The following is a 23,337-nucleotide window of genomic DNA, read 5'->3' as shown; positions in this document are numbered from 1 at the left end:
TGTTGTTATGCGGTGATTCTGCAAAGGAAGGCTGTCGCTATTCATTGACCGAATGTCTCGATGCTGGAACTCTTTGGTCAATCCAAGGAGAGTCCATGCCTACCCCCGAGTTGAATTTCCCGGCAGCCCCGGCGCTGACCCAGTCCGCCACCCTGCGCCGATTGCTCTACGAGTCACTTGCGGACCTGGGTTTCGATCCCACCGACATCTACCGCCAGGCGCTGCAGAAGGTCCGCCTGCCGGCCCCTGCGCAGAGTGGGCGGCTGGTGCACGACGATGCGCCGCTATTCTGGACGACCCTGGACGAGATCACCGGCGACCGCGATATCGGCCTGCACCTGGGCGAGGTGATGAAGCCGCGCCTGCTGGATGTAGTTGGCTATCTACTGATGGCCAGCGCCGATCTGCGTGAGGCGTTGCAGAGCTTCCTGCGCTTCCAGCACATCCTCTCCGGAGGCTTTGCCGCGCAGATGCGCGAGGAGGGCGAGCAGGTACGGCTGATTCTCGACCTCAACTACCTGGGCGTGCCCAGTCTGCGACAGCAGATGGAGTGCCTCATGCTGCTGTTCCTCAAGCTGCTGGCGCTGATCACCGATGGAGAGTTCCGCGCCAACGCCATCGAGTTCCGTCACTCTCAGCCGCGCCGGCTGACCGAGCACCGGCGACTCTATGAGCTTACTCCATGCTTTGGCCAGCCCAACGATGCGCTGCTGTTCGACCGGATGCTGCTGTCGCGCCCCTCGCGCACGGCCAACCCTGATCTGCATCGGTTGCTCAGCGGGCACGCCCGCGAGCAATTGGGGACCTTCGACGAGAATGACCTGCTCAACCGTCTGCGTTACCTGATCGGCATTCGGCTGGGTGATGGAGAGTGTTCGCTACGCAGTTGTGCGAGCGAGCTGGGCGTGCGTCCGGGCCTGTTGCAGCGCAGCCTGGCGAGCAGGGCGCAGACCTTTCGCGATGTGCGTGAGGAGGTTCGTCGGCAGCGCGCCGCCGAGATGCTGGAGCGCGGAGCCGCGATCCGCGAGGTGGCGCGTGCTTGCGGATTCGCAGAACTGTCGCCGTTCTACAGGGCGTTCAGGCGATGGTACTCGGCGCCGCCGGAGCGCTACCGGCAGCGGTTGCGCGGAGGCGTCGCCGAGTCCTGAGGCCGCTTACTGGGCCAGGGGGATTTCCCGGGTCACGTCCAGCAGGGCCATTGCGTCGAGCTGGTCCTCGATCTGCAGGAAGCGCAGGGAGCGCTTGGGCGAGACCTCCTTGGCGATGCGCTTGAGGTACTTCTCCTTCAGCTCCTGCTTGTCATCCTGCAGCTCCAGTACCCGCTTCTGCAGCTTGGTTGCGTCCTCGTCGCTGACTGCGCCGGTGTTATAGCTCTTGGCGTAGTCGAGGATGATCTTCAGGGTTTCCTTGCTCAGCTTGTCCGCCTCGGTGCGATAGCTGTTGTAGATCGGCCAGAATTTCTCGGTTTCCTTCGGATCGAGTGCCATGTTGGCCTCGACGATGCGCTTGCGCTTGTAGTCGATGTCGGCCAGGCGGTTATCGATCGCCTGCTTGTGGTCGCTCATGACCTGGCTGCTGCTGGGGGCCTGGTCGTCGGCGTGGGCGGCGAAAGGCAGGCTGAATACGGCGCACAGGGCGAGGGCGGGATGAAGACGCATATGAACTCCTTGATGGCGAGCGGCCCTTCATGGGCCGGCGCTGCAAGTGTAGTCATGGATTGCGCATTGACGGTGTTGATGAGGCTCAGTGCCTCGCATTGTCCCAGGGGCAATAGCAGCCGACCGCGAGGGTATGGGTGGCCTGCACGCGTCGTCCCTGTACCAGTGCATCGAGGATCGGCTCGATGAAGCTGTTGCTGGAGGTACATACCGCACCTTCGCTGTAGGGCCCGAAATAGGCGAGATTGCCCTGGGAATCCCAGATCGCCACAGCGGGGCTGGCTGGCAGGCTTGCCGCGCCGGGCAGTGTGGGCAGTACCTGCATGTGCTTCAGGGTGTCGGGCAGTTGGCCGTGGCTGCCGGGCTTCTGCACCGCATAGAAGTCCACGCCTTGCGGGCCGAAGCGATCGATCAGCTCGGCGAGATGCTGCTGGTTGCCGACATTGCAGGGGCAGGCCGGGTCCCAGAAGTGGACGAGACGAATGTGCCCTGGCCCGGCCAGTTGCGCTGGCAGCATCAGGTGGTCGCCGGAGAACAGTTGGGGCTGGTCGCTGAATGGCCGGATGAAGCGCTTCTCGTACCACCAGTAGGTACTGAGCAGGACGGCGAGGCAAAGGGCTGCGACGAGCCAAGTGATCAGTTTCTTGTTACGGGTAGCCATGTCGGTCCCCAGTCACATAGCCGGTAAGATAGCCGCCTAGCTTGCCATGAGGACGGTCGCGGCTGAATATCCCGCACAAGCGCCAGATTTTCCACCCTAGCCTTGCCGAGAAGCGAAACCCCCATGACTGAAGCGTTCCAGCCCAATCTGCTGCGTCCCCGCCTGCGACCACTGACCGCGGATACGACCGAGAGCGGAATCGTGCTGTACCAGCGTTTCTACGGTCTCGATCTGGTGTCGCGCTACCCCGGTGCACAGACCCGCCTGGGCACCTTCGAGGCAGCCGGCTACCAGATCGCGGCGCAGTTCTGGCGCCCCCAGTGGGCGCGCGGAACGTTGCTGCTGCTGCATGGCTATTACGACCACATGGGGCTGTACCGGCACGTGATCGACTGGGCGCTGGGCATGGGCTTCGCCGTGCTGGCCTGCGACTTGCCGGGACATGGCCTGTCGGGCGGGAAGGTTGCCAGCATCGGGGATTTTTCCGAGTACCAGGCGGTGCTGGCCGGGCTGCTCGGCCAGGCGCAGGCGCTGGGTCTGCCGCAGCCCTGGCATCTGTGCGGGCAGAGCACTGGCGGGGCGATCCTGCTCGACTATCTGCTGACCGGTGACGCGAGACCGGAGCTTGGGCGAACCATTCTGCTGGCGCCGCTGGTACGGCCACGCGCCTGGGGCTGGTCGAAGCTGAGCTATCAGGTGCTGCGGCCATTCGTTGATTCGATACCGCGCCGCTTCACCGCTAACTCCAGCGATGCGGAGTTCCTGGAGTTCTTGCAGAATCGTGATCCGCTGCAGCCGCGAACGCTGCCAACTGCCTGGGTAGGGGCGCTGGCCCGCTGGATTCCGCACATCGAATCAGCCGCGCCGGGGTCACAGAGTCTCCTGGTGGTGCAGGGCGACGCCGATGAAACGGTGGATTGGCGGTATAACCTGAAAGTGCTGGAAGACAAGTTCGAGCGGATCGAGTGTCTGCTGCTCAGCGGTGCGCGGCACCATCTGGCGAACGAGAGTGAGGTATTGCGGAGGCGGTATTTCGACTTTCTGAGCGAGCGGTTGAGCTAACCGCTGCGGAGCTGCCACGGGGTGTGTCCATTATTCCTTGCGCCATTTTCCTCAGACGCCACCCCCTGAACAGCGAGAGTGATTCTGAAGAGAATGTTCCTCGGAGTGGTCCAAAAACGCGGTAGGTAAATTCTGATCACTGTTCGCTGGGGGAGACGGACAGCCCGGCGCGCAGTGCGGTGAGGGCGGCACGGTAGTAGTCGCGTCCCGCGGGAGATTCGCCAAACGCTGCGAATTGGGCGAGTTCGGCATCGGAAAGGCCGCGATAGACATACAGCAGCGTGTTATCGAGGTCCGCGCCGATCTGCTCCATCAACTTCTGCCGCTGGCCTTCCAGCATGCCCTGGGCCTGGCCCTGGCCGAGCAGGCCGGGGAGCATCTGGCTCAGGCTGTCGGCGGCGACGCTGGCCAGCGCCAGGCTGACTTCCGCCCCTGCCTCGCGGGCCGGCAGGATCTGGCTCAGTCGCTGGATCGTCTGCAGGCGTGCCTCGCTGGCCTGCTGGCGTGGCAGGCCATTGGCGCTCTTCTGCAACTGGTCGCTGCGGGTGGCGAAGGTTTCCGCAGCGCTGACCTTGCGGCCCAGCGGAGACTCGAAGAAATTCAGTGCCGAGGTGCTGTCGGGCAGGCTCTGGCGAAGGCTGGCCAGCGCACGTTGGTCGATGTCGGCGGGGGCGAAGCGGCGATTGCTGTTGTCCACCAGCGCCTGGTACAGCGCCGGTGGCAGGTTGCCCTGGTAGCGCTTCTGTGCGGCGTGCAAGGCGTCGTTGAAGTGTGCACGCTGCTCGGGCCAACCGGCGGCCTGGTAGAGGCGCTGGTAGTTGTCGGCCAGGGCAGGCATGCCCAGGACCAGAAGAGTGAGGGCCAGCAGTACGCGCATTGCAACTCCTTTTGGGCGGCAGGGTTCGCTCGCCGGGGCTATTGTCGGCAAGGCTTGCCCTGCTTGTCGAGCCACTGGCGTCGGACGTTACAATGCGCCATGAATCTTGACGCCGATTTCTCCCTGCTGCAGCTCATTGCCGACGACCTCGCCGAGAGGGGTTGGTCCGTTCAGGACGCGTTTCTTCCTGCATCGCTCATCGCCGCGCTGGCGGCGGAGTGCCGTACCCGCGCGAGCGAAGGCCTGCTCGCCGCCGCAGCCGTCGGTCGTGGCGATGGGCAGGCGGTGCGTGAGGGTATTCGCGGCGACCGCATCCATTGGCTGGAGCCGGGGCAGTCGGAGGCGTGTGATCACTACCTGTCCGCCCTGGACACCCTGCGGCTAACCCTCAACCGCACGCTGTTCCTCGGGCTGGAGGATTTCGAGGGCCATTTCGCCCTCTATCCGCCAGGTTCCTTCTATCAGAAGCATCTGGACCGGTTCCGCGACGATGATCGTCGTACCGTGACGGCGGTGTTCTACCTCAACGCGGACTGGCGAGAGGAGCAAGGCGGAGCGCTGCGCATGTACCTGCCCGACGAGCAGGTGCTGGACCTGGCGCCGCTCGCTGGCCGCCTCGCGGTGTTCCTGTCCGGCGACTTTCCCCACGAAGTGCTGCCGGCCAGCCATGAGCGCCTGTCGCTGACTGGCTGGTTCCGCCGTCGCGGATCGTTCTGAGACGGGAGCTCAGTGCCCCCAGACCTTGATGGTGCCGCTGATGTCCTGGATATCGCGCACTTCCAGTGTCCCCAGCCGCCCGTTGCCGACGTAGAGATCCCCCCTGATCCGCAGGCGGATGGTCTGTGACGGCAATCCGCTGGCATTGAGCTGCTTGTTGATGGTGGAGAGGTCGGGCAGCGTGAGCGCCAGTTGCTGCGTGCCGCTGGAGCTTTTCACCACGTCGACCTGCAGGGTCGGCTGCTCGATGCCGAAGATCGGCAGGCTCAGGCCCAGCTTGGCGGCGCCGAAGGGCAGACTGCCGCCACGCCCGTCCGGGCAGTCGCCGGTCTTCACGCAGCCGTTGTCGATGTACACGTTGCGCAGCGAAACGCTGCCGCCGTCGTCATTCCAGGCGGCGCTGTCGATGCGTGCCTGTACGTCGGCGCGAATGCTGATGCCGTCCTGTCCGGTGATCGCACCGAGGCTCTCATTGTCCAGGGCTTCGAGGGCGGCTTGGCTGCTTGAGAGGTGGAAGAGTGCCGCGGCGGCGGCGGACAGGGCGAACAGGCGGGTCATGACGGGGGCTCCTGGCGGTTGGGGGTGCGTCAGTCTGGTCAGGCGCCCGATGGGCGGCCAGTGCCGACCGGCTGTTCCCGCCGAAGGTTGTGCTGTCGCGCGAGTCCGACGACTGGTAGTGGCGTTGCCGCCCGACTTTCGGCGGGCTCGAAATTCCATGCGACAGATCACCGATGAACGTCGTGTTACTCGGCGTGACCCGAAAGAAGTGAGCGGCTAGTCTGTGGCATTCGAAATGGAGTGAATGGCCCATGCAGAAGGTTCTTGTCAGCCGATGCCTGCTCGGACACCGCGTACGCTACGACGGTGGCGCGCACGGTCCGTTCGACCTGCTGACGCGCTGGCTGGCGCAGGGGCGCGTGGTGGCGTTGTGCCCGGAGGTGGCCGGCGGATTGCCGACGCCGCGTGCGCCAGCGGAAATTCCCGGCGGCCAGGGGCTGGCCGTGCTGGAGCGGACGAGCCCGGTGGTGACTGTCGATGGCCAGGATGTCAGCCACGCTTTCCTGGCCGGTGCCGAGGCGGCGGTGAAGCTGGTTCGGCACCACGATATCCGCCTTGCGGTGTTGAAGGCGCGCAGCCCGTCCTGCGGTAACCGAGAGAATTACGACGGCACCTTCAGCGGCCAGCGTGTGGCCGGGGAGGGTGTCACCGCCGCGGCGCTCAAGCGCATGGGGGTGCTGGTGTTCAGCGAAGAGGAGCTGGATGCTGCGGCAGTCTGCCTGGCCGGGCTGGAAGCCGGGGGCTAGAGCGGTCGCCGACACCTCGCGAAGCATTCTTTTGCTTGAGCCTGCGGCTCGGACGCCTATGCTTGTGGGTCCATGCGGGCGAACGGTCCGGTCTGAGCGGGCCGTCTTCCCGATTCCCGAGAAGAAGGAGAAACCCATGAGAACCATGCTGCCTTGCCTTGGCCTGGTTGCGCTGTTTGTCGGCGCATCCGCGGTCGCTGCGGATCTGCCGCGTACGCCGGCACCGGAAGGCGCCAAGGTGTATTTCATCGAGCCGGCCGACGGCGCCACGGTCGACAAGACCTTCACCGTCAAATTCGGCCTCAAGGGCATGGGCGTGGCTCCGGCAGGCGTCGATTCGCCGGCGACCGGCCACCATCACCTGTTGATCGATCTGAAGGAGCAGCCGGTGATGAACCTGCCGCTACCGATGACCGACAGCATCAAGCACTTCGGCAAGGGCCAGACCGAGACCGAAGTAACCCTGCCGCCGGGCAAGCACACCCTGCAATTGCTGGTGGGCGACAAGAACCACATCCCGCTCGACCCGCCGGTGGAGTCGCAGAAGATCACCGTCAACGTGAAGTGATCTTTTCGCGGGCATGAAAAAGGAGGCCGAGGCCTCCTTTTTCTTTTACCGCTGTATCTATTTGCCGTCTCTGAGGTCCTGTCTCGCCGAAGCGCAACAGGTCTTGGCTCAGAACAGGACGCGGCTGCGGATGGTGCCGTTCACGTGCTGCAGCTTCTCAAGCGCCAGGTCCGAGTACTCGGCGTCGACATCGATCACCACGTAGCCGACCTTGTCGTTGGTCTGCAGGTACTGGCCGGAGATGTTGATGCCGTTGTCGGCGAACACCTTGTTGATTTCGCTCATCACACCCGGGATGTTGGCGTGGATGTGCAGCAGGCGGTGCTTGCCCGGATGCGACGGCAGGGCCACTTCCGGGAAGTTGACCGACGATACCGAGGTACCGTTGTCGCTGTACTTGACCAGCTTCTCGGCCACTTCCAGGCCGATGTTGGCCTGGGCTTCGGCGGTGGAACCGCCGATGTGCGGGGTCAGGATCACGCGATCCAGGCCGCGCAGCGGGCTTTCGAACTCTTCGTCGTTGGACTTGGGCTCGACCGGGAACACGTCGATGGCGGCGCCGATCAGATGCTCGTCCTTGATCGCGGCAGCCAGATGGTCCAGCTCTACCACGGTGCCGCGCGCGGCGTTGATCAGGATGCCGCCCTTCTTGATGGCGCGGATTTCCTTCTCGCCGATCATCCACTGGGTGGACGGCAGCTCGGGCACGTGCAGCGAGACGATGTCGGACATGCCGAGCAGATCGTGCAGATTGCCGACCTGCTGGGCATTACCCAGCGGCAGCTTGGTGACTACGTCGTAGAAAAACACCTGCATGCCCAGGGCTTCGGCGAGGACCGAAAGCTGGGTGCCGATCGAGCCGTAGCCGATGATGCCCAGCTTCTTGCCGCGGATCTCGAAGGAGTTGGCTGCGGACTTGATCCAGCCGCCACGGTGGCAGGAAGCGTTCTTTTCCGGGATGCCGCGCAGCAGCAGGATGGCCTCGGCCAGCACCAGTTCGGCAACCGAGCGGGTGTTGGAGTAGGGGGCGTTGAATACGGCGATACCGCGCTCGCGGGCCGCGTTCAGGTCGACCTGATTGGTGCCGATGCAGAAGCAGCCAACGGCGATCAGCTTCTTGGCAGCGTCGAAGACTTCTTCGGTCAGTTGGGTGCGCGAGCGGATGCCGATGAAGTGCGCATCGGCAATCTTTTCCTTCAGCTCGTCACCGGACAGGGCGGTCTTGAGGTACTCGATGTTGGAGTAGCCGGCTGCCTTGAGGGTGTCGACGGCGTTCTGGTGCACGCCTTCAAGGAGAAGGAATTTGATCTTGCTCTTGTCGAGAGAAGTCTTGCTCATCTGCTTTGAACCTGTAGTCCCGGGAGAGTGGCTAGAAAACCAATAGCTCTGGCCGAACCGGCCGGTGCCAGGCAGCTCGGCGCCAGGTGGCGATCTGCGTGGGGTGCGTATGCTAGCATGTTCTCCCTTTTCCTTGCCCGGTTGCGACCTGAGCTGTTCTCAGGACGACCATGAACCATTTGAGAGTTCCTCCAATGACCCGCGACGCCCTGATCGAATCGCTCAAGCCCCTGCTGGATGCCGGGAAGCTGCTGACAGACGCCGATTCCCTCGACACCTACGGCAAGGATTGGACCAAGCATTTCGCCCCGGCGCCGCTGGCGATCGCCTTCCCCAAGAGCACCGAGCAGGTCCAGGCCATCGTTCGCTGGGCCAACGAGCACAAGGTCGCGCTGGTGCCCTCCGGCGGCCGTACCGGTCTTTCCGCCGCCGCCGTCGCCGCCAATGGCGAGGTGGTCGTGGCCTTCGACTATATGAACAAGGTGCTGGAATTCAACGAATTCGATCGCACCGTGGTCTGCCAGCCGGGCGTGATCACCAAGCAGCTTCAGACCTTCGCCGAAGAGCACGGCCTGTACTACCCGGTGGACTTCGCTTCGTCCGGTTCCAGCCAGATTGGCGGCAACATCGGCACCAATGCCGGCGGGATCAAGGTCATTCGCTACGGCATGACCCGCAACTGGGTGGCCGGCCTGAAGGTCGTCACCGGCAAGGGCGACCTGCTGGAGCTGAACAAGGACCTGATCAAGAACGCCACCGGCTACGACCTGCGCCAGCTGTTCATCGGCGCCGAAGGCACCCTGGGCTTCGTGGTCGAGGCCACCATGCGCCTGGAGCGCACGCCGAAGAACCTCACCGCGATGGTCCTGGGCACTCCGGACTTCGACTCGATCATGCCGGTGCTGCACGCCTTCCAGAACAAGCTGGACCTGACCGCCTTCGAGTTCTTCTCCGACAAGGCCCTGGCCAAGATCATGGCCCGTGGCGACGTGCCGCCGGCCTTCGAGACCGACTGCCCGTTCTATGCGCTGCTGGAATTCGAGGCGAGCACCGAGGAAGTGGCCAACGAGGCGCTGGCGACGTTCGAACATTGTGTAGAGCAGGGCTGGGTGCTCGATGGCGTGATGAGCCAGAGCGAACAGCAGCTGCAGAACCTGTGGAAGCTGCGCGAGTACATCTCCGAGACCATCTCCCACTGGACGCCGTACAAGAACGACATCTCCGTCACCGTCGGCAAGGTCCCGGCCTTCCTCAAGGACATCGACGATATCGTCGCGGCCAACTACCCCGACTTCGAAGTGGTCTGGTTCGGCCACATCGGCGATGGCAACCTGCACCTGAATATCCTCAAGCCCGAGAACCTGACCAAGGACGAGTTCTTCGCCAAATGCGCGACCGTCAACAAGTGGGTGTTCGAGACCGTGCAGAAGTACAACGGCTCGATCTCCGCCGAGCACGGCGTGGGCATGACCAAGCGCGACTACCTGGGTTACTCTCGCTCGGAGGCTGAAATCGGCTACATGAAGGCGGTCAAGGCGGTGTTCGATCCCAACGGGATCATGAACCCCGGCAAGATCTTCACCGAGTAAGTCGCTTTCCAGAAGGGCCGGTTCTCCGGCCCTTCTCACGTCCAGCGCCCACGGACAGGGTGTGCGGAACCACAAGGATGCGGGCGCCGTGCGGGTTGCGAGCCTGCGCGCCGATCATCTATTCCATCCGTTCAGGAGTCGGTCATGAGTTACCAGCATCAGTATGTCGACGGCACGCCGATCCATTTCACCCTGGGCAAGGTGGTGTGCGTCGGCCGCAACTACGCGGAACACGCCAAGGAGCTGAACAACCCGGTACCGACCGAGCCGCTGCTGTTCATCAAGCCGGGCTCCTGCACCGTGTCCCACGCCGGCGGATTCGCCATTCCCGAGGACCGCGGTTCGGTGCACTACGAGGCGGAGATCGCCGTGCTGATCGGCAAGCCGCTGTCGCGCCAGCCCAGCGCCGAGGAAGTACTGGATGCCATCTCCGGCTATGCGCCTGCGCTGGACCTGACCTTGCGTGATGTCCAGGCGAAGCTGAAGGAGAAGGGGCTGCCCTGGGAGCTGGCCAAGTCGTTCGACGGCGCCTTCGTGCTTGCGCCCTTCGTCAGCGCCGACCACTTCCCGGATCCGACCGACATCGGCATCCGCCTGAGCATCGACGGCGAAGTCCGCCAGGACGGCAACAGCCGCGACATGCTCAACCCCATCGTGCCGCTGATCCAGCATATCTGCGGGCACTTTTCGCTGCAGCCGGGCGATGTGGTGTCCACTGGAACGCCAGTAGGCGTCGGCCCGCTGCACAGCGGAAATGTACTGGTGCTGGAACTTCCGGGCGCCAGCCGTTTCGAAAGCCGCGTGCTCTAACCCGCTGTCCCGCCGAAGGCCGCCGTTTGTGCGGCCTTCGCTTGTTGCGGGGCGCCCAGTCCGTGTCTGCCAACAAGAGTCGCCATGACCATGTCCATCCTCCGTCCGCGCTGGTTGCTGCTTGCGCTGCTGTTTGCCCTCGTCGTGCTCGGCGTGCTGACTTTCCTCTTCCACTGGGATGATCGCGCCCGCCTCTGGCTGCATGAGCAGGACGCCAGCCAGCAGGAGCGTGCCGAGAGCATCTGGCTGCCAGGTTACCGTGCGGTGATCCAGGCCAAGCCGCTCAAGGGAGGCATCGAGGGGCAGGAGACGTCGGACTTGGCATACAACCCGGTGACTCGAACGCTGTTCACCGTGACCGGCAAGAAGCCGCTGCTCGCCGAGCTGTCGCTGACCGGCGACGTGCTGCGGGTCATCCCGCTGCTGGGCATGTCCAACCCGGAAGGTGTCGCGGTGATGGAGAATGGCAATATCGCCGTGACCGACGAGCGCAAGAATTCCCTGACCATCTTCCATGTCGACCCGCAGACCCGCGAACTGAGTACCGAAAAGCTGTCCAGCTTCGATCTCGGCCCGCGCGGCAAGAAGAACAAAGGCATCGAGGGCATCGCCTGGGATCCGCGCCAACAGCGCCTGGTGCTGGGGCAGGAGCGCGACCCGCTGGCCCTGTTCAGCCTGGCCAGCGACGGTAGCGCCTCGCTGCACGGGGCATTGCAGGCGATGCCCAGTGGCCAGTTGATCATGCGCAACGTCTCGGCGCTGAGCATCGATCCGCGCACTGGGCACACCCTGGTGCTGTCGGCGGAGTCGCACTTGTTGCTGGAACTGGACGAGAAGGGCGAACCCGTCAGCTTCATCAGCCTGCTGGGCGGGCTGAATGGGCTGCATGAGAAGATTCCGCGCGCCGAAGGTGTGGCCATCGACGAGCAGGGCACCATCTACATGGTCAGCGAGCCGGACCTGTTCTACGTGTTCAAGCGCGAGCCGGAGCAGGCTGGGGCGAATTGATCTGGAACGGCTGGATGGAAGGCGGATGGCTTTAAGTTTGGGTTAAGTCCGGATTCAGGCTGATTTCAGCCACCGGCCCTAAGCTGAACCCATCGAAAACGCCCCAGGAGGCCAATCCATGAAACTTCGTCATCTCCCCCTGATCGCTGCCGCTGGCCTGTTCTCCACTATCACCCTGGCCGCCGGTTACACCGGTCCGGGCAGCGATGCCGCCAAACCCGCAGCGGCTGCCCAGGTCACCACCGTCAAGCAGGCGCAGAGTGCAGCCGACGATACCCCGGCAGTGCTGGAAGGCGTCATCACCAAGCGTCTGCACGGCGAGCACTACGAATTCAAGGACGCCACCGGCACCATCCAGGTCGAGATTGACCATGACGACTGGCCGGCAGGCGCTTCGGTTTCCGAGAGCACCAAGGTGCGTCTGACCGGCGAGGTCGACCACCACAACCGCAAGGCCACCGATATCGACGTGGACCGTGTAGAAATCCTGCAGTAATTCGCGCCCCAGGGCCGACAAAAAGCCGCGCCGGGAACCCCATCCCCGGCGCGGCTTTTCTGTTTCCAGCAGGGCGGTGAGATCAGCCGATGCTGTCGAAGCCCTGCAGCACGTTCACGGCGTTGATGCCGATTTCCTCTACTGCGTAGCCGCCTTCCATCACGAACAGGGTCGGCAGGCCGAGGCGGCCGATGGCTTCGCCCATACGCAGGTAGTCCGGGCTGTCCAGCTTGAATTGGGAGATCGGGTCTTCCTTGAAGGTATCCACGCCCAGCGACACGATCAGCACGTCCGGCCTGTAGGCCGAGATCTGCCGGATCGCAGCCTGCAGCGCGAGGCTCCATACCGACCAGTCGCTGCCCGACGCCAGCGGGTAATTGAAGTTGAAGCCTTCACCCACGCCCTGGCCCTTCTCGTCGGCGTAGCCGAGGAAGTACGGGTATTCGAAGCGCGGATCGCCGTGGATCGAGGTGAACAGCACGTCGGCACGGTCGTAGAAGATGTCTTGGGTGCCATTGCCGTGGTGATAGTCCACGTCGAGGATCGCAACCCTGCTGGCACCCTGGTCGAGGATCGACTGGGCGGCGATGGCTGCGTTGTTGAGGAAGCAGTAGCCGCCCATGAAGTCAGCCGAGGCGTGGTGTCCCGGCGGACGGCAGAGCGAGAATACCGAGCGCGCGCCCTTGGCCAACTCGGCCTGGCCGGTCATGGCGACGTTCACCGAACTGGTGATCGCCTGCCAGGTGCCGGCGGTGATCGGTGCGCCGGCGTCGAAGGAGTAGTAGCCCAGGCGGCCGTCGATGCTGTCGGGCTCCTTCTGCCGCAGGCGCCGGGTTGGCCAGGCGATGGGCAGCATGTCGTGGGTCCGACCGGTGGCCAGCCAGTCGCGCCAGGCGTGTTGCAGGAAGCGCACGAAGCCTTCGTCATGCACCCGCAGGATCGGCTCCAGCCCGAAGTCACGCGGGGCCTGGATGTCGCCGAGCTTCACCGCCTTGACCCGGTCCAGCACCATGTCGGCACGGCTGGGTTTTTCGAAGCAGGGGGTGAACTGGCCGCCGATCAGCTCGTGCTGACCGTGGTGCAAGCGATGGTCGTCGGTGTAGATCGTCAACATCACGCGCTCCTCATGGCGCCTGGTGGCGCCCGCTGGTTCCGGTTGTCAGGGCGTGTTCGACCCGGCGCGCCGCCGGGTCGAACACAGGGTCATGCGTTTTCCTCGAAGTTCACGCTCGGCGCCTTGCGGCGGAATCCGCCGGTGTGTACTGCCAGGTAGGTGAAGCCGACGGCGAACCAGCTCAGGCCCACGATCAGCGTCAGTTGCGACAGGCTGGTCCACAGCCACAGGGTCAGGCACAGGCCGATGAAGGGCACCAGGCCGTAGGTCAGCAGGTTGGCGGCACCGCGACGGCGCTCGACGCCGAGATAGGTGCGGATTACCGCCAGGTTGACCACGGAGAAGGCAACCAGGGCGCCGAAGCTGATCATCGAGGCCAGGGTGGTCAGGTCCAGCACGATCGCCAGCAGCGAGAACGCGGAGACGGCGAGGATCGCCACCACCGGGGTCTGGAAGCGCGCGTGGAGGACGCCGAACAGACTGCGCGGCAGGATGCCGTCGCGGCCCATCGTGAAGATGATCCGCGATACCGATGCCTGCGATGCCAACGCCGAGCCGATGCAGCCGGCGATGTAGGCGGAGGTGAAGAAGTTGCCGAGGAACTGGCCACCGACCTTGAGCATCACTTCGTTGGCCGCCGAGTCGGCGTTCTGAAATACGCTGCCGGGGAACACCAGTTGGCTGATGATCGCCAGCAGAGTGAACAGCAGGCCCGCCAGGACGGTGGTGATGATGATGGCTCGGGGGATGTCGCGGCGGGCGTCACGGGTTTCCTCGGCCATCGTGGAAACCGCGTCGAAGCCCAGGAACGACAGGCACAGCACCGCAGCGCCGGCCATCAGCGGAGCGAAGCCCGGCTGGGTGCCATCGCCGACGAAGGGCAGGCTCAGGTCGATCGGCGCGCCGCCGCCCAGGCTCTTGATGGACATGCCGACGAACACCACTACGAAGACGATCTGCGCGCCGACGATGATGTTGCTCATGCCCGCCACCTGGCTGATGCCGACGACATTGAGCACGGTCACCAGGGCAATGGAGGCGACCACGAAGACCCAGGCCGGGATTTCCGGGAAGGCGATGTTCATGAACAGGCCGATGAGCAAGTAGTTGATCATCGGCAGGAACAGGTAGTCGAGCAGCAGCGACCAGCCGGACAGGAAGCCGACTGCCGGACCGAAGCTCAGGCTGGAGTAGGAGTACGCCGAACCGGCGATGGGGTACTTGCGCACCATGAAGCTGTAGGAGGCCGCGGTGAACAGCATCGCCAGCAGGGTGATCAGGTAGGCGCTGGCGGTACGGCCGCCGGTCATCTCGGTGACCACGCCGTAGGTGGTGAACATGGTCAGCGGGACCATGTAGACCAGGCCGAAGAAGACCAGGGCGGGTAGCCCCAGTGCACGTTTGAGACGGGTATCGGACGCCGCCGGGACGCCTTGTTGGGTGTGGGTGGAGCTGGCGCTGTGTTGGCTGGCCATAGGGAAATTCCTCGCGATTGTTCTGGCTTCTTGTGTGAGAGCGCGATGGTGGGCGGCGCTCGGTGGCCGTCCACGAGTCGTCTGGCTACGGATCAGCCGCAGCGACGACGACGGGCGAGGAATGAGGGGCTGTGCTGCAGGGTGACGCAAAAGCTGGTCATGGGCGTTCTCTGGGACTTTGTTCTTGTGGATAACGCGCTCGCGTTCCCTCGGGATTTCCCAGCGCCACTTCGGTGGCGTCGGGGCTGGCCGCCTTTCCAGCCGCTCCCTGCGCGAGCTGCCCGACTCTAGCAACCGCCGGTTGCCGGGCAGAACCCTGCAAAGGGTCAAAAAGGGATCGAGATGGCCAAATTGTCTGTCAGGAACACCCGGCGCGCACCGCCGCGCCGGGTGACTTCCGGGTCACTTCTTCAGCTTGGTCCAGACCTTGGAGCGCAGTTGCAGGGCCTTGGGCGAGCAGAGCTTGAAGGGCTTCAGGCGGTCGAGCTTGTCTGCCGGGGTGTTGATCGCCGGATCGTCGAACAGCTCCTTGTCCATGTACTTGTCGGAGCCCTCGATGGCGTTGTTGTACTTGGCGAAGTTGGAGGCCAGGGCGATGTTTTCCGGCTGCATCATCCAGTTCAGGAAGGCGTGGGCTTCCTTGATGTTGGTGGCATCCTTTGGAATGGTCAGGTTATCGATGAACAGGCGTACGCCTTCTTTCGGATAGACGTAGACAAGGCTGTCGCGCTGGGCATGGGCGCGGTGGAAGGCGCCGTTCCATTGCTGGTGCATGGATACTTCGCCGGCGGCCATGCGCTCGATGGTGCCGTCGCTGTTGTACATGGCCAGCATCGGCTTCTGCTTGAGCAGCAGATCCTGGATCTTCGCAGCTTCTTTCGGATCCTCGGTGCACTCGTCGACGCCCAGGTAGTAGGACGCCGGGGCATACAGCTCCTCAATGGAGTTGAGCGCCACGACCTTGCCCTTCAGTTCGGCCGGCGGTTCGAAGAACGGTTTCCAGCTTTCATCCAGCTTGCCGCCCGGCACCTTGGCACTGTCGTAGCTGTAGCCGGTGGAGCCCCAAAGGTAAGGCACGGAGTAGTCGTGGCCCGGATCGTAGGTCAGGGTCTTGAACTTGTCTTTGAGGTTGGCAAGATTCGGCAACTGCGATTTGTCGAGCTTCTGCAGCAGGCCCTCCTTGACGAAGATTTCGATGAAGCTGTCCGACGGCACCACCACGTCGTAGGCGCCGCCGCCGGCCTTCAATTTGGCCAGCAGGGTTTCGTTGCTGTCGTAGGAGTCGAGGGTGGCGTGGATGCCGGTGTCTTTCTCGAACTTCTTCAACAGTTCCGGCGGGAAGTAGTCGGACCAGTTGGCGAAGTGCAGGGTGCCGTCGGCGTGGGCGCTGCCCGCCAGCAACAGGCTGGCGGCGACGAGCGTGCGGGCGAAGGGAGTACGGCGGAATTTCATCGGTGAAGCTCCTTGCAATGTTGTTTTGTTTGGCGGCAGGAGGTCAGCGGCGACGCTGGCCGACGTAGTACGACAACGCAACGAACGCGATGGAAATCAACAGTATTATTGAAGATATGGCGTTGATCTTCGGGGAAATCCCCATTCGGATGGAGCTGAAGATGTATACCGGCAGGGTGGTTGCACCAGCACCGGCGACGAAGTAGGTGATGACGAAGTCGTCCATCGAAATGATGAACGCCAGCATCGCCCCGGACACGATCCCCGGTGTCAGCAGCGGGAAGGTCACCTTCCAGAAGGTCTTCCACGGCGAGGCATAGAGGTCTGCCGCCGCTTCCGCCAGCCTGGGGTCCATGCCTTCGAGACGGGCGCGGATCGGCAGGTAGGCGAAGGGAATGCAGAACACGATGTGCGCCAGCAGAATGGTGAACAGCGACAGCTTCAGGCCGATGAAGGCGAAGAACATCAGGGTCGCCACGGCGGTGACGATCTCCGGCACCAGCAGCGGCAGGCCCAGCACGCCGCTCATCAGCGTCTGCCCGCGGAACGAACGGCCGCGCATGCCCAGCGCGGCGAGCGTCGCCAGGGTGGTGGCGACGACGGTGGCCAGGGTCGCGACGATCAGCGAGTTCTTCGCCGCACGGAGGATCTCCGGGTCATCCGCCACCACGGCGTACCATTTCAGGCTGAAGCTTTCCCACAGCGTGGCCGACTGGCCGCTGTTGAAGCTCAGCACCACCAGCACGAAGATCGGGATGTAGAGAAAGGCGAAGAACAGCCAGGCGGCGGGCCTGACCCCGGTGAAGCGCCACAGCGGATTGGCCGACTTCATGGATGACCTCCCGCCGTGCCCTGCTTGAACCGCATGCTGTAGATCAGCATCGCCAGCAGCACGAAGGCCAGCAGGGCGAAGGACAGCGCCGCGCCGAACGGCCAGTTGTGCGCCGTGCCGAACTGCAGTTGGATCAGGTTGCCGATCATCAGCGACTTACCGCCCCCGAGCAGCTCGGGAATGATGTAGCTGCCCAGCGAGGGAATGAACACCAGGATGCAGCCGGCGACGATGCCGGGCATGGCCAGCGGGATGATGATTCGCTTGAGCGCCTTCCAGCGGTTGGCGCCGAGGTCAAAGGCTGCCTCCACCAGGCGCCAGTCCATCTTCTCCAGGCTGGTGTAGATCGGCAGCACCATGAATGGCAGGTAGGTGTAGAGCAGGCCGATGATCACCGCGTTGTCGGTGTAGAGGATGCCCAGCGATGCGTTGGAAAACCCCAGCCCGTGCAGGCCCTCGTCGATCAGTCCGCCGTTGCGCAGCAGCAGCATCCAGGCATAGACCCGCACCAGCAGGTTGGTCCAGAACGGCACGGTGACGAGGAACAGCAGCAGGTTGCGCCGGCGTTCGTCCTGCAGCGCCAGGTACAGCGCGGTGGGGAAGCCGATCAGCACGCAGCCCAGGGTGGTCAGGATCGATAGCCAGAACGAGCGCTGGAAGATGCCCAGGTAGTCGGCGTTGAACGACAGGCTGTCGTCCAGGTCGCGCTCCCAGAGGAAGTTGATGTAGGCCTCGACGGTGTGCTGGCCCCACTTCACGCCGCCGTAGTCCCCCGGTGCCTGGATCGACACGGCGAACATGATGCCCAGGGGCAGCACGAGGAACACCACCAGCATGATCATCGCCGGGCTGGTCAGGGCCAGGCGATTGAGCAGGGACTTCCGTTCGGCTTGTGCGCGCAGTGTACTCATTCGGCCAGCACCCGTATTGCGGTGGCGGGTATGCGGACCCGTACCCGAGCACCCGGGGCGTGGGTGGAATGGGCGCCGTCGCGGTTCTGCTGGCGGACGCGGAAGCCACCCTGACCGGCGACGTTGAGGTGGTACACGGTATCGGTGCCGACGTAGACGATGGTTTCCACCACGCCTTCGAGCTGGCCGTCCTGCGCGAGTTCGGTGCGTTCGGGGCGGATCGCCAGGGTCACCTTGCCCGGCTGCGTGGTGGCTGCCGGCAGGATTTGGCCGTCGGGCAGGCGCACGCCTTCGCTGCTGGACTCGCCTTCGAGGAAGTTGGTTTCGCCGATGAAGTCGGCCACCAGGCGGTTGACCGGCGCTTCGTAGATTTCCGTCGGCGTGCCGATCTGCATCACCTTGCCGCGACTCATCACCGCGATGCGGTCGGACATGGTCAGGGCTTCTTCCTGGTCGTGGGTGACGAAGATGAAGGTGATGCCGGTTTCGTGTTGCAGGCGCTTGAGCTCGATCTGCATTTCCTTGCGCAGCTTGAGGTCGAGCGCCGAGAGGGATTCGTCGAGCAGCAGCACCTTGGGCCGGCTGGCCAGGGCGCGGGCCAGCGCGATGCGCTGCTGCTGGCCGCCGGAGAGCTGGTCGGCGCGCCGCTTGCCGACATCCGGCAGGCGTACCAGGTCGAGCATCTTCTGCACGGTGGCGTCGATGTCGCCGCGATCCTTGCCTTGCATTTCCAGGCCGAAGGCGATGTTCTGCGCCACGGTCATGTGGGGGAACAGGGCGTAGCTCTGGAAGACGGTATTGACCGGGCGGCGGAAAGGCGGGAGGCCTTCCATCGCGTCGCCATAGAGGCGAATGCTGCCGGAGGAGGGTTGTTCGAAGCCGGCGATCAGTCGCAGCAAGGTGGTCTTGCCGCAGCCCGACGGGCCGAGGAGGGTGAAGAACTCGTTGGCGCGGATTTCCAGTGACACGTCGTCCAGGGCCTTGAGGCCTTGCCCGGGTGTACCGAACTCCATGCATATCCGCTCGATAGTGATCGCGCTGGTCATGCGGGTACCATGCAGTTAAGCAGTTGTTATTGTTGAGGTTTTACGGTTTCTGGAGGCCGTTTCACCTAGCTGCGGACTGATAATGACCAAGCTGCCGGATGCGCAGAACGATAGATCAGGCCAATAAGGGATAAATCAGGCCAAGTTGAAAACGCCCTCTGGAACGCTGGATTTCGGGCGTCAGCCGATTGCTGTGCCGGAGAGTTTCCGGGGCCGGCATCTACGCGGAAAGGTCGCTTGTGGCGAGGGGCAGGATTTCTATCGTTTCGCTCCACCCATCCAGCCAATAGCGCTCGCGCCTCAGCCTCGATACAGGCTCGGGCTCGACCCGCTCCAGCGCTGGAACGCGTGGCGGAAGCTGGCGGTTTCGCTGTAGCCGAGCTGCTCCGCGATCAGGTAGATGGGCAGGTCGGTGTCCTTGAGCAACTGTCGGGCGCGGTCGAAACGTACTTCGTCGAGCACCTGTTGATAACTCGTATTGTGTTGTTGCAGATGACGCCGCAGGGTGCGGGTGGAGCGGTGCATGTGGCGCGCCACGGACTCCAGGCTGGCCGTGTCCTGGAGGTGGCTGGCCAGGTGCTGGCGCAACTGGTCGAGCATGTCGCCGCGGCTGCTCAGGGTAGCGCTCATGCGCAGGCATTGCTGTACGCCGTTGTGGCAGCTCACCGGGTCGGCCAGCGGTAGCGGCCGGTCGAGCAGCGCGGGACTCAGGCACAGCGCACTGCTTGGCGCGCCGAACTCCACCGGGCAGCCCAGCCGTTCGGTATAGGTTGCCGCATGCAGTGGAGGGCGATAGGCCAGCAGCAGGCGGCGCGGCCGCACCGACTCGCCGAGCAGGTCGCGGATCACCGTGAGCATCGAGGTCAGGCAGAGTTCGGTGTTGAACACCGTCAACTCGGGCGCGTAGCGGTAGCCGTCGGCGCTCAGCCAGACTTCGTCGCCGTGGGCCTGCAGTGCCAGGCGGAAGTATGTGCCGAGCAGGTCGGGGAAGGACAGCGCCAGTTGCAGCGCATCGCGCAGGGTGCGGCTGGCGAGCATGCTGTAACCGAGGATGCCGTAGGCGGAAACGTGCATGCGCAGGCCCAGGTACAACCCCAGCGCCGGGTCGTGGTGGCAGCCCAGCGCGTTGGCGAAGACACGCAGCTCCTGGGCGTGGGTGATGAATTTTTCCGGGGTCAGCAGGTCCGCCTCGGCGATGCCGCTGCCCTCCAGCAAGCGCTGGCGCGGGACGCCTGCGTGGTGCAGTACCTCGGTAGCCAGAACCACCGTATGCAGCGTGGCCTGTGCGCGTTGTTCGGGAAGCAGGGACACAGCCATCGGTACGCCTTTCGCGAATGATCGATCGGTCTTGCGCTAACCTGACTCTAGCCTGCAAGCATTTCCCGTGCAGGCATTAAGGTAGGTTTCAGCCGTGGTTGCGAAGCTGTGCGGCCACTGTGAATCCATCGAGCCCTCCATGCGCCGTCTGTTGAAACCCCGCCGTCTGGTCATTCTCCTGCTGCTGGTCGCTCTGGCCGCGCTGCTGTGGATGGGACAGGCGTTGCGCGTTTACGAGCGCGCCTGGTTCGCCATCGAGGAATGGCGGCACGCCGAGGTCTGGCGCGACAAGTCGCTGTGGCTGCCGGACTACCGCGTGGTGCTGGAGGCGGAGCCGATCGAGGGCCTGGACGATGACGTCTCGGCGCTGACCTACGATCCGGACCGGCAGACCTTGTTCACCGTCACCAACAAGCCGGCGCAGATCATCGAGCTGTCCCTTGAGGGCAACCTGCTGCGCAAGATTCCCCTGCATGGTTTCGGCGACACCGAGGCCATCGAATACATCAGCCGCGACGTCTATGTAATCAGCGACGAGACCCATCAACGGCTGATCCGCGTGACCCTGCGCGACGACACGCGGGAACTGCGGATCGAGGACGCGCAGCAGTTGGCGCTCGCGGTCGGCCGCGGCGGCAACCGGGGCTTCGAGGGGCTGGCATACGATTCGGCGGGCAAGCGCCTGTTCGTCGCCAAGGAGAGTAATCCCGTGCACATCTACGAAGTGCGCGGCTTCCCTTACGTGCACAGTGACCAACCCTTCGCCGTGCACGTGGTGGAAGACCTGAAGCACAACCGCAACCTGTTCGTCCGGGACCTGTCCAGCCTGCAGTACGACGAGCGCAGCGGCCACCTGCTGGCGCTCTCCGACGAATCGCGGCTGGTGCTGGAGCTCAGCGCCGAAGGCGAGCCGATCAGCTCGCTATCGCTGCTGCGCGGGATGCAGGGGCTGCGCCGCAGCGTGCCGCAGGCCGAGGGCATCGCGCTGGACGATACCGGCACGCTGTACCTGGTCAGCGAGCCCAACCTGTTCTACGTGTTCAAGAAGCGTGAGGCGGAAGCGCCGTAAGCGCCTCCGCCAAGTGGATTCAGAACTGCCATTGCACGCCGAGCGAGTAGGACGCCTGGCTGCCTTCGCTGTGGGCGAAGCGCGAGTTGGCCTCGGCGAACACGCCCAACTGCTCGGTGACCGCCAGCAGGGCGCCAACCTGAGCGCGGCCGAAGTCCTTGTCCACGTCGCCCAGATCGGCGACGCGGGTGCGGCCATCGCCCAGGGCGGTCAGCGCGATGTCGTCCAGGCGCCCGTCGGCCAGCTCCTTCACCCAGCGCACGCCGGCGTAGGGCTGCACGGCCATGCGGTTGCCCAACGGCAGCTCGCCGCGCAGGCCCCAGCCGAGGCTGGCTTCCACCGAGTCGTAGTCCTGCTTCTCGTAGCCCAGCGCGGTACGCAGGTCGTCGTCCTCATTGAAGTCGTCGATGCGGTAGTGCACGTAGTCCAGGCCGCCGATAGGGCCGGTCTTGATGCCGGCGATATCGAAGTCATAGCCGCCGTCGACGCGGGCGCCCCAGAACCAGGCGTTGGTGTCGCCGGAGAGCGTCTGGTCCAGTAGCACCGGGCCGTTCTTCGCTTTCAGGTAGACCGAGCGCTTGCTGTCGAAGTCGCTGTAGCCGGCGCTCAGCTCGCCCGCCAGCCAGGTCGGGCCGCCGTCGTTGAACAGGCCGTAGAGGCCGAGTTGCCAGGTTTCTGCTTCCAGGCGGGCGCTGTGGTCCATGTTGTCGCGGCTGCGCTGGAAGCTCAGGCTGCCGCCGACGGTCAGCGCCTCGTTGGCCCGGTAGTCGCCCAGCAGGTGCGCGCCGGCACGGTGCGAACGAGGGTCGCCGGGCATGTCGAAGCCGTTTTCCGGCGTGGTTTCTCCTTCGATGCCGATCTCGCCGTCGAAGCTGCCCACTTCGCGGGCGCCGCCCAACAGCCCCATCCAGCGGCGGTCGTGCAGGCGGGCCAGGGCCTGGTGCTGGCGCTGCAACTGGTCTTCCATCTGCCGTGCCATTGCGCCGCCGGAAGCGGTAGAGGCGAGCAGGTCGGCATTGGTCAGCTCCAGCACCAGGCGGGTGAGCAGACGCGAGAAGTCACGCAGGCGCTGGTCGATGCGCTCCTGGCCGAAGGCGCCGGTGAGCACCTGCTCGTTGTCCAGCGTGGGGTTGTGCCACGTGGCGCCGCCCGGAATGGCGGGGTTGTCGGTCTGCTGGTAGCCGTCCAGATCGCCCAGCTCCCAGTTGGTCGCCTCGACGAACAGCACCGGTACGTTCAGCCCTTCGAAGCTCTCGCCGTCGCTGCAGCAGCCGGTGCCGGCGGGGTATTCCTCGTTCAGCCCGGGGTTGGTGAACAGCGGGATGTTCAATTCCTCGGCAATGCGCAGGACCTGCTCGCGATAGGCGGCCAGGGCCGGGTTGTCCACGCTGTTGTAGCCAGCGTGGGCGTACATCTTGTCGCCGGTGATCAGGCTGTCGAGGTTGATCATCCCCAGCAGGTTGGCCCGTTGCTCGTCGCTGAGCGAGGCAACGTAGGCGCGGGAGCCGCGCAGCCCCTCTTCTTCGGCGCCGAAGCCGACCACTTCCAGGCCGTTTTCCAGCGGGATGCCACCCAGGTTGCGGGCGATCTCGGTCAGCACGGCGGCTCCGGAGCCATTATCGTCCAGCCCTTGCAGCGTCGGGCGGCCGTAGTAGGTGTCGTAGTGCGCGCCCAGTACCACGAACTGGCCGCTGGTGCCCGGCGCGCTGGCGATGACATTCTGCGAGCTGCGGTTGCCGGCCCAGGTGAAATCCTGAAGGCTCGTCTGGTAGCCATAGCCCAGGCGCGACTGCATCAGCCCGGTGGCCCCGGCGAAACTGGCCGTGCCGCGGTAGCGGCCAGGATAGTCGTTGATGAGGCTGTCGAGGGTGTCCCCGGCATAGTCCCCATATTCATAGGCGTCGATATCGGCCGACAGCGCGGCACATCCCAGGCTTACGGCAACGGCTAATGGTTTGAACACGGCACTTTCCTTTGTGTCGGTTGGGTCGCGCATCGAAGAACACGTGCGCCGAGGAAAGCAGGATATGGAC

The 23,337-nt window shown here is 64.2% G+C and carries 23 protein-coding genes; 10 read left to right on the top strand and 13 right to left on the bottom strand.

Annotation, left to right across the window (positions count from 1 at the left end; genetic code table 11):
- Window positions 1-95: 95 nt before the first annotated feature.
- Window positions 96-1,148: an AraC family transcriptional regulator ligand-binding domain-containing protein gene (locus OU419_RS27235; protein WP_254475343.1), complete on the top strand. Its 1,053-nt coding sequence runs from the start codon at window positions 96-98 to the stop codon at window positions 1,146-1,148.
- 6 nt (window positions 1,149-1,154) lie between these two features.
- On the opposite strand, the gene OU419_RS27230 is transcribed toward OU419_RS27235, so the two are convergent.
- Both OU419_RS27230 and OU419_RS27225 read right to left on the bottom strand, forming a co-directional pair.
- On the bottom strand, window positions 1,155-1,658 hold the full coding sequence (locus tag OU419_RS27230; protein WP_254475341.1) for a transcriptional regulator: 504 nt from the start codon (window positions 1,656-1,658) through the stop codon (window positions 1,155-1,157).
- Window positions 1,659-1,743: 85 nt separating this feature from the next.
- Window positions 1,744-2,319 (bottom strand): DUF6436 domain-containing protein, encoded by a 576-nt coding sequence (locus OU419_RS27225; protein WP_254475339.1) that lies wholly within the window; start codon window positions 2,317-2,319, stop codon window positions 1,744-1,746.
- 123 nt (window positions 2,320-2,442) lie between these two features.
- On the opposite strand from OU419_RS27225, the gene OU419_RS27220 reads away from it, so the two are divergent.
- Entirely contained in the window at window positions 2,443-3,381 is a 939-nt protein-coding gene (locus OU419_RS27220; RefSeq protein ID WP_254475338.1) for a phospholipase BipL, read from the top strand.
- Between the two features lie 136 nt (window positions 3,382-3,517).
- Here OU419_RS27220 and OU419_RS27215 read toward each other — a convergent pair whose 3' ends face one another.
- Window positions 3,518-4,258 (bottom strand): hypothetical protein, encoded by a 741-nt coding sequence (locus OU419_RS27215; RefSeq protein WP_254475337.1) that lies wholly within the window; start codon window positions 4,256-4,258, stop codon window positions 3,518-3,520.
- A gap of 99 nt (window positions 4,259-4,357) precedes the next feature.
- Between OU419_RS27215 and OU419_RS27210 the strand changes: the two genes are divergently transcribed.
- Entirely contained in the window at window positions 4,358-4,975 is a 618-nt protein-coding gene (locus OU419_RS27210; protein ID WP_254475336.1) for a 2OG-Fe(II) oxygenase, read from the top strand.
- 9 nt (window positions 4,976-4,984) lie between these two features.
- Here OU419_RS27210 and OU419_RS27205 read toward each other — a convergent pair whose 3' ends face one another.
- A complete protein-coding gene (locus OU419_RS27205) occupies window positions 4,985-5,533 on the bottom strand; it encodes a DUF6160 family protein (protein ID WP_254475335.1) in 549 nt (182 codons plus the stop codon).
- Between the two features lie 251 nt (window positions 5,534-5,784).
- Between OU419_RS27205 and OU419_RS27200 the strand changes: the two genes are divergently transcribed.
- Window positions 5,785-6,279, top strand: a complete 495-nt coding sequence (locus OU419_RS27200) for a DUF523 domain-containing protein (protein WP_254475334.1) — start codon at window positions 5,785-5,787, stop codon at window positions 6,277-6,279.
- Between the two features lie 136 nt (window positions 6,280-6,415).
- On the top strand, window positions 6,416-6,847 hold the full coding sequence (locus tag OU419_RS27195) for a DUF4399 domain-containing protein (RefSeq protein ID WP_254475333.1): 432 nt from the start codon (window positions 6,416-6,418) through the stop codon (window positions 6,845-6,847).
- 108 nt (window positions 6,848-6,955) lie between these two features.
- Here OU419_RS27195 and serA read toward each other — a convergent pair whose 3' ends face one another.
- On the bottom strand, window positions 6,956-8,185 hold the full coding sequence (serA, locus tag OU419_RS27190) for a phosphoglycerate dehydrogenase (protein WP_254475332.1): 1,230 nt from the start codon (window positions 8,183-8,185) through the stop codon (window positions 6,956-6,958).
- 194 nt (window positions 8,186-8,379) lie between these two features.
- Here serA and OU419_RS27185 point away from each other — a divergent pair, with 194 nt between their 5' ends.
- The 4 genes from OU419_RS27185 (at window position 8,380) to OU419_RS27170 (ending at window position 12,088) form a co-directional block, all read left to right on the top strand.
- Window positions 8,380-9,774, top strand: a complete 1,395-nt coding sequence (locus OU419_RS27185) for an FAD-binding oxidoreductase (protein ID WP_254475329.1) — start codon at window positions 8,380-8,382, stop codon at window positions 9,772-9,774.
- Between the two features lie 144 nt (window positions 9,775-9,918).
- Window positions 9,919-10,584 (top strand): fumarylacetoacetate hydrolase family protein, encoded by a 666-nt coding sequence (locus tag OU419_RS27180; protein ID WP_254475327.1) that lies wholly within the window; start codon window positions 9,919-9,921, stop codon window positions 10,582-10,584.
- A gap of 84 nt (window positions 10,585-10,668) precedes the next feature.
- Window positions 10,669-11,592, top strand: coding sequence for an SdiA-regulated domain-containing protein (locus OU419_RS27175; RefSeq protein ID WP_254475325.1), 924 nt, complete (start codon window positions 10,669-10,671; stop codon window positions 11,590-11,592).
- A 118-nt stretch (window positions 11,593-11,710) separates the two neighbouring features.
- Window positions 11,711-12,088, top strand: coding sequence for a NirD/YgiW/YdeI family stress tolerance protein (locus OU419_RS27170; RefSeq protein ID WP_254475323.1), 378 nt, complete (start codon window positions 11,711-11,713; stop codon window positions 12,086-12,088).
- A gap of 82 nt (window positions 12,089-12,170) precedes the next feature.
- On the opposite strand, the gene OU419_RS27165 is transcribed toward OU419_RS27170, so the two are convergent.
- The 7 genes from OU419_RS27165 to OU419_RS27135 all read right to left on the bottom strand — a co-directional run bounded on the left by OU419_RS27165 (window position 12,171) and on the right by OU419_RS27135 (window position 20,235).
- Window positions 12,171-13,202, bottom strand: a complete 1,032-nt coding sequence (locus OU419_RS27165) for a histone deacetylase family protein (RefSeq protein WP_254475321.1) — start codon at window positions 13,200-13,202, stop codon at window positions 12,171-12,173.
- Between the two features lie 89 nt (window positions 13,203-13,291).
- Entirely contained in the window at window positions 13,292-14,677 is a 1,386-nt protein-coding gene (locus tag OU419_RS27160) for an APC family permease (RefSeq protein ID WP_254475305.1), read from the bottom strand.
- A 402-nt stretch (window positions 14,678-15,079) separates the two neighbouring features.
- On the bottom strand, window positions 15,080-16,129 hold the full coding sequence (locus tag OU419_RS27155; protein WP_254475303.1) for an ABC transporter substrate-binding protein: 1,050 nt from the start codon (window positions 16,127-16,129) through the stop codon (window positions 15,080-15,082).
- 43 nt (window positions 16,130-16,172) lie between these two features.
- Window positions 16,173-16,961, bottom strand: coding sequence for an ABC transporter permease (locus tag OU419_RS27150; RefSeq protein WP_236174356.1), 789 nt, complete (start codon window positions 16,959-16,961; stop codon window positions 16,173-16,175).
- Window positions 16,958-17,872 (bottom strand): ABC transporter permease, encoded by a 915-nt coding sequence (locus OU419_RS27145; protein WP_254475301.1) that lies wholly within the window; start codon window positions 17,870-17,872, stop codon window positions 16,958-16,960. Before OU419_RS27145 ends, OU419_RS27150 begins: the two co-directional genes overlap by 4 nt.
- A complete protein-coding gene (locus OU419_RS27140; protein WP_254475299.1) occupies window positions 17,869-18,918 on the bottom strand; it encodes an ABC transporter ATP-binding protein in 1,050 nt (349 codons plus the stop codon). The genes OU419_RS27145 and OU419_RS27140 overlap by 4 nt, the downstream gene beginning before the upstream one ends.
- A gap of 300 nt (window positions 18,919-19,218) precedes the next feature.
- Window positions 19,219-20,235, bottom strand: coding sequence for an AraC family transcriptional regulator (locus tag OU419_RS27135; protein WP_254475297.1), 1,017 nt, complete (start codon window positions 20,233-20,235; stop codon window positions 19,219-19,221).
- Between the two features lie 139 nt (window positions 20,236-20,374).
- Here OU419_RS27135 and OU419_RS27130 point away from each other — a divergent pair, with 139 nt between their 5' ends.
- Window positions 20,375-21,304 carry an SdiA-regulated domain-containing protein gene (locus OU419_RS27130; RefSeq protein WP_254475295.1) on the top strand — a complete coding sequence of 310 codons (930 nt, stop codon included), beginning with the start codon at window positions 20,375-20,377 and terminating at the stop codon, window positions 21,302-21,304.
- Between the two features lie 19 nt (window positions 21,305-21,323).
- Here the strand turns inward: OU419_RS27130 and OU419_RS27125 are convergent, their stop codons facing one another.
- Complete coding sequence (locus OU419_RS27125; RefSeq protein WP_254475293.1) at window positions 21,324-23,267, bottom strand: autotransporter outer membrane beta-barrel domain-containing protein; 1,944 nt, start codon at window positions 23,265-23,267, stop codon at window positions 21,324-21,326.
- Window positions 23,268-23,337: the final 70 nt, after the last annotated feature.

It is taken from the genome of Pseudomonas triclosanedens (assembly GCF_026686735.1).
Lineage (GTDB): Bacteria > Pseudomonadota > Gammaproteobacteria > Pseudomonadales > Pseudomonadaceae > Pseudomonas > Pseudomonas triclosanedens.
The sequence above is the reverse complement of the archived record's forward strand: the minus strand, read 5'-3'. Positions and strand labels throughout refer to the sequence as shown.

Coding starts and splice junctions, on each gene's coding strand:
- OU419_RS27235 (WP_254475343.1), top strand. CDS start 96: ATGCCTACCCCCGAGTTGAATTTCCCGGCAGCCCCGGCGCTGACCCAG.
- OU419_RS27230 (WP_254475341.1), bottom strand. CDS start 1,658: ATGCGTCTTCATCCCGCCCTCGCCCTGTGCGCCGTATTCAGCCTGCCT.
- OU419_RS27225 (WP_254475339.1), bottom strand. CDS start 2,319: ATGGCTACCCGTAACAAGAAACTGATCACTTGGCTCGTCGCAGCCCTT.
- OU419_RS27220 (WP_254475338.1), top strand. CDS start 2,443: ATGACTGAAGCGTTCCAGCCCAATCTGCTGCGTCCCCGCCTGCGACCA.
- OU419_RS27215 (WP_254475337.1), bottom strand. CDS start 4,258: ATGCGCGTACTGCTGGCCCTCACTCTTCTGGTCCTGGGCATGCCTGCC.
- OU419_RS27210 (WP_254475336.1), top strand. CDS start 4,358: ATGAATCTTGACGCCGATTTCTCCCTGCTGCAGCTCATTGCCGACGAC.
- OU419_RS27205 (WP_254475335.1), bottom strand. CDS start 5,533: ATGACCCGCCTGTTCGCCCTGTCCGCCGCCGCCGCGGCACTCTTCCAC.
- OU419_RS27200 (WP_254475334.1), top strand. CDS start 5,785: ATGCAGAAGGTTCTTGTCAGCCGATGCCTGCTCGGACACCGCGTACGC.
- OU419_RS27195 (WP_254475333.1), top strand. CDS start 6,416: ATGAGAACCATGCTGCCTTGCCTTGGCCTGGTTGCGCTGTTTGTCGGC.
- serA (WP_254475332.1), bottom strand. CDS start 8,185: ATGAGCAAGACTTCTCTCGACAAGAGCAAGATCAAATTCCTTCTCCTT.
- OU419_RS27185 (WP_254475329.1), top strand. CDS start 8,380: ATGACCCGCGACGCCCTGATCGAATCGCTCAAGCCCCTGCTGGATGCC.
- OU419_RS27180 (WP_254475327.1), top strand. CDS start 9,919: ATGAGTTACCAGCATCAGTATGTCGACGGCACGCCGATCCATTTCACC.
- OU419_RS27175 (WP_254475325.1), top strand. CDS start 10,669: ATGACCATGTCCATCCTCCGTCCGCGCTGGTTGCTGCTTGCGCTGCTG.
- OU419_RS27170 (WP_254475323.1), top strand. CDS start 11,711: ATGAAACTTCGTCATCTCCCCCTGATCGCTGCCGCTGGCCTGTTCTCC.
- OU419_RS27165 (WP_254475321.1), bottom strand. CDS start 13,202: ATGTTGACGATCTACACCGACGACCATCGCTTGCACCACGGTCAGCAC.
- OU419_RS27160 (WP_254475305.1), bottom strand. CDS start 14,677: ATGGCCAGCCAACACAGCGCCAGCTCCACCCACACCCAACAAGGCGTC.
- OU419_RS27155 (WP_254475303.1), bottom strand. CDS start 16,129: ATGAAATTCCGCCGTACTCCCTTCGCCCGCACGCTCGTCGCCGCCAGC.
- OU419_RS27150 (WP_236174356.1), bottom strand. CDS start 16,961: ATGAAGTCGGCCAATCCGCTGTGGCGCTTCACCGGGGTCAGGCCCGCC.
- OU419_RS27145 (WP_254475301.1), bottom strand. CDS start 17,872: ATGAGTACACTGCGCGCACAAGCCGAACGGAAGTCCCTGCTCAATCGC.
- OU419_RS27140 (WP_254475299.1), bottom strand. CDS start 18,918: ATGACCAGCGCGATCACTATCGAGCGGATATGCATGGAGTTCGGTACA.
- OU419_RS27135 (WP_254475297.1), bottom strand. CDS start 20,235: ATGGCTGTGTCCCTGCTTCCCGAACAACGCGCACAGGCCACGCTGCAT.
- OU419_RS27130 (WP_254475295.1), top strand. CDS start 20,375: ATGCGCCGTCTGTTGAAACCCCGCCGTCTGGTCATTCTCCTGCTGCTG.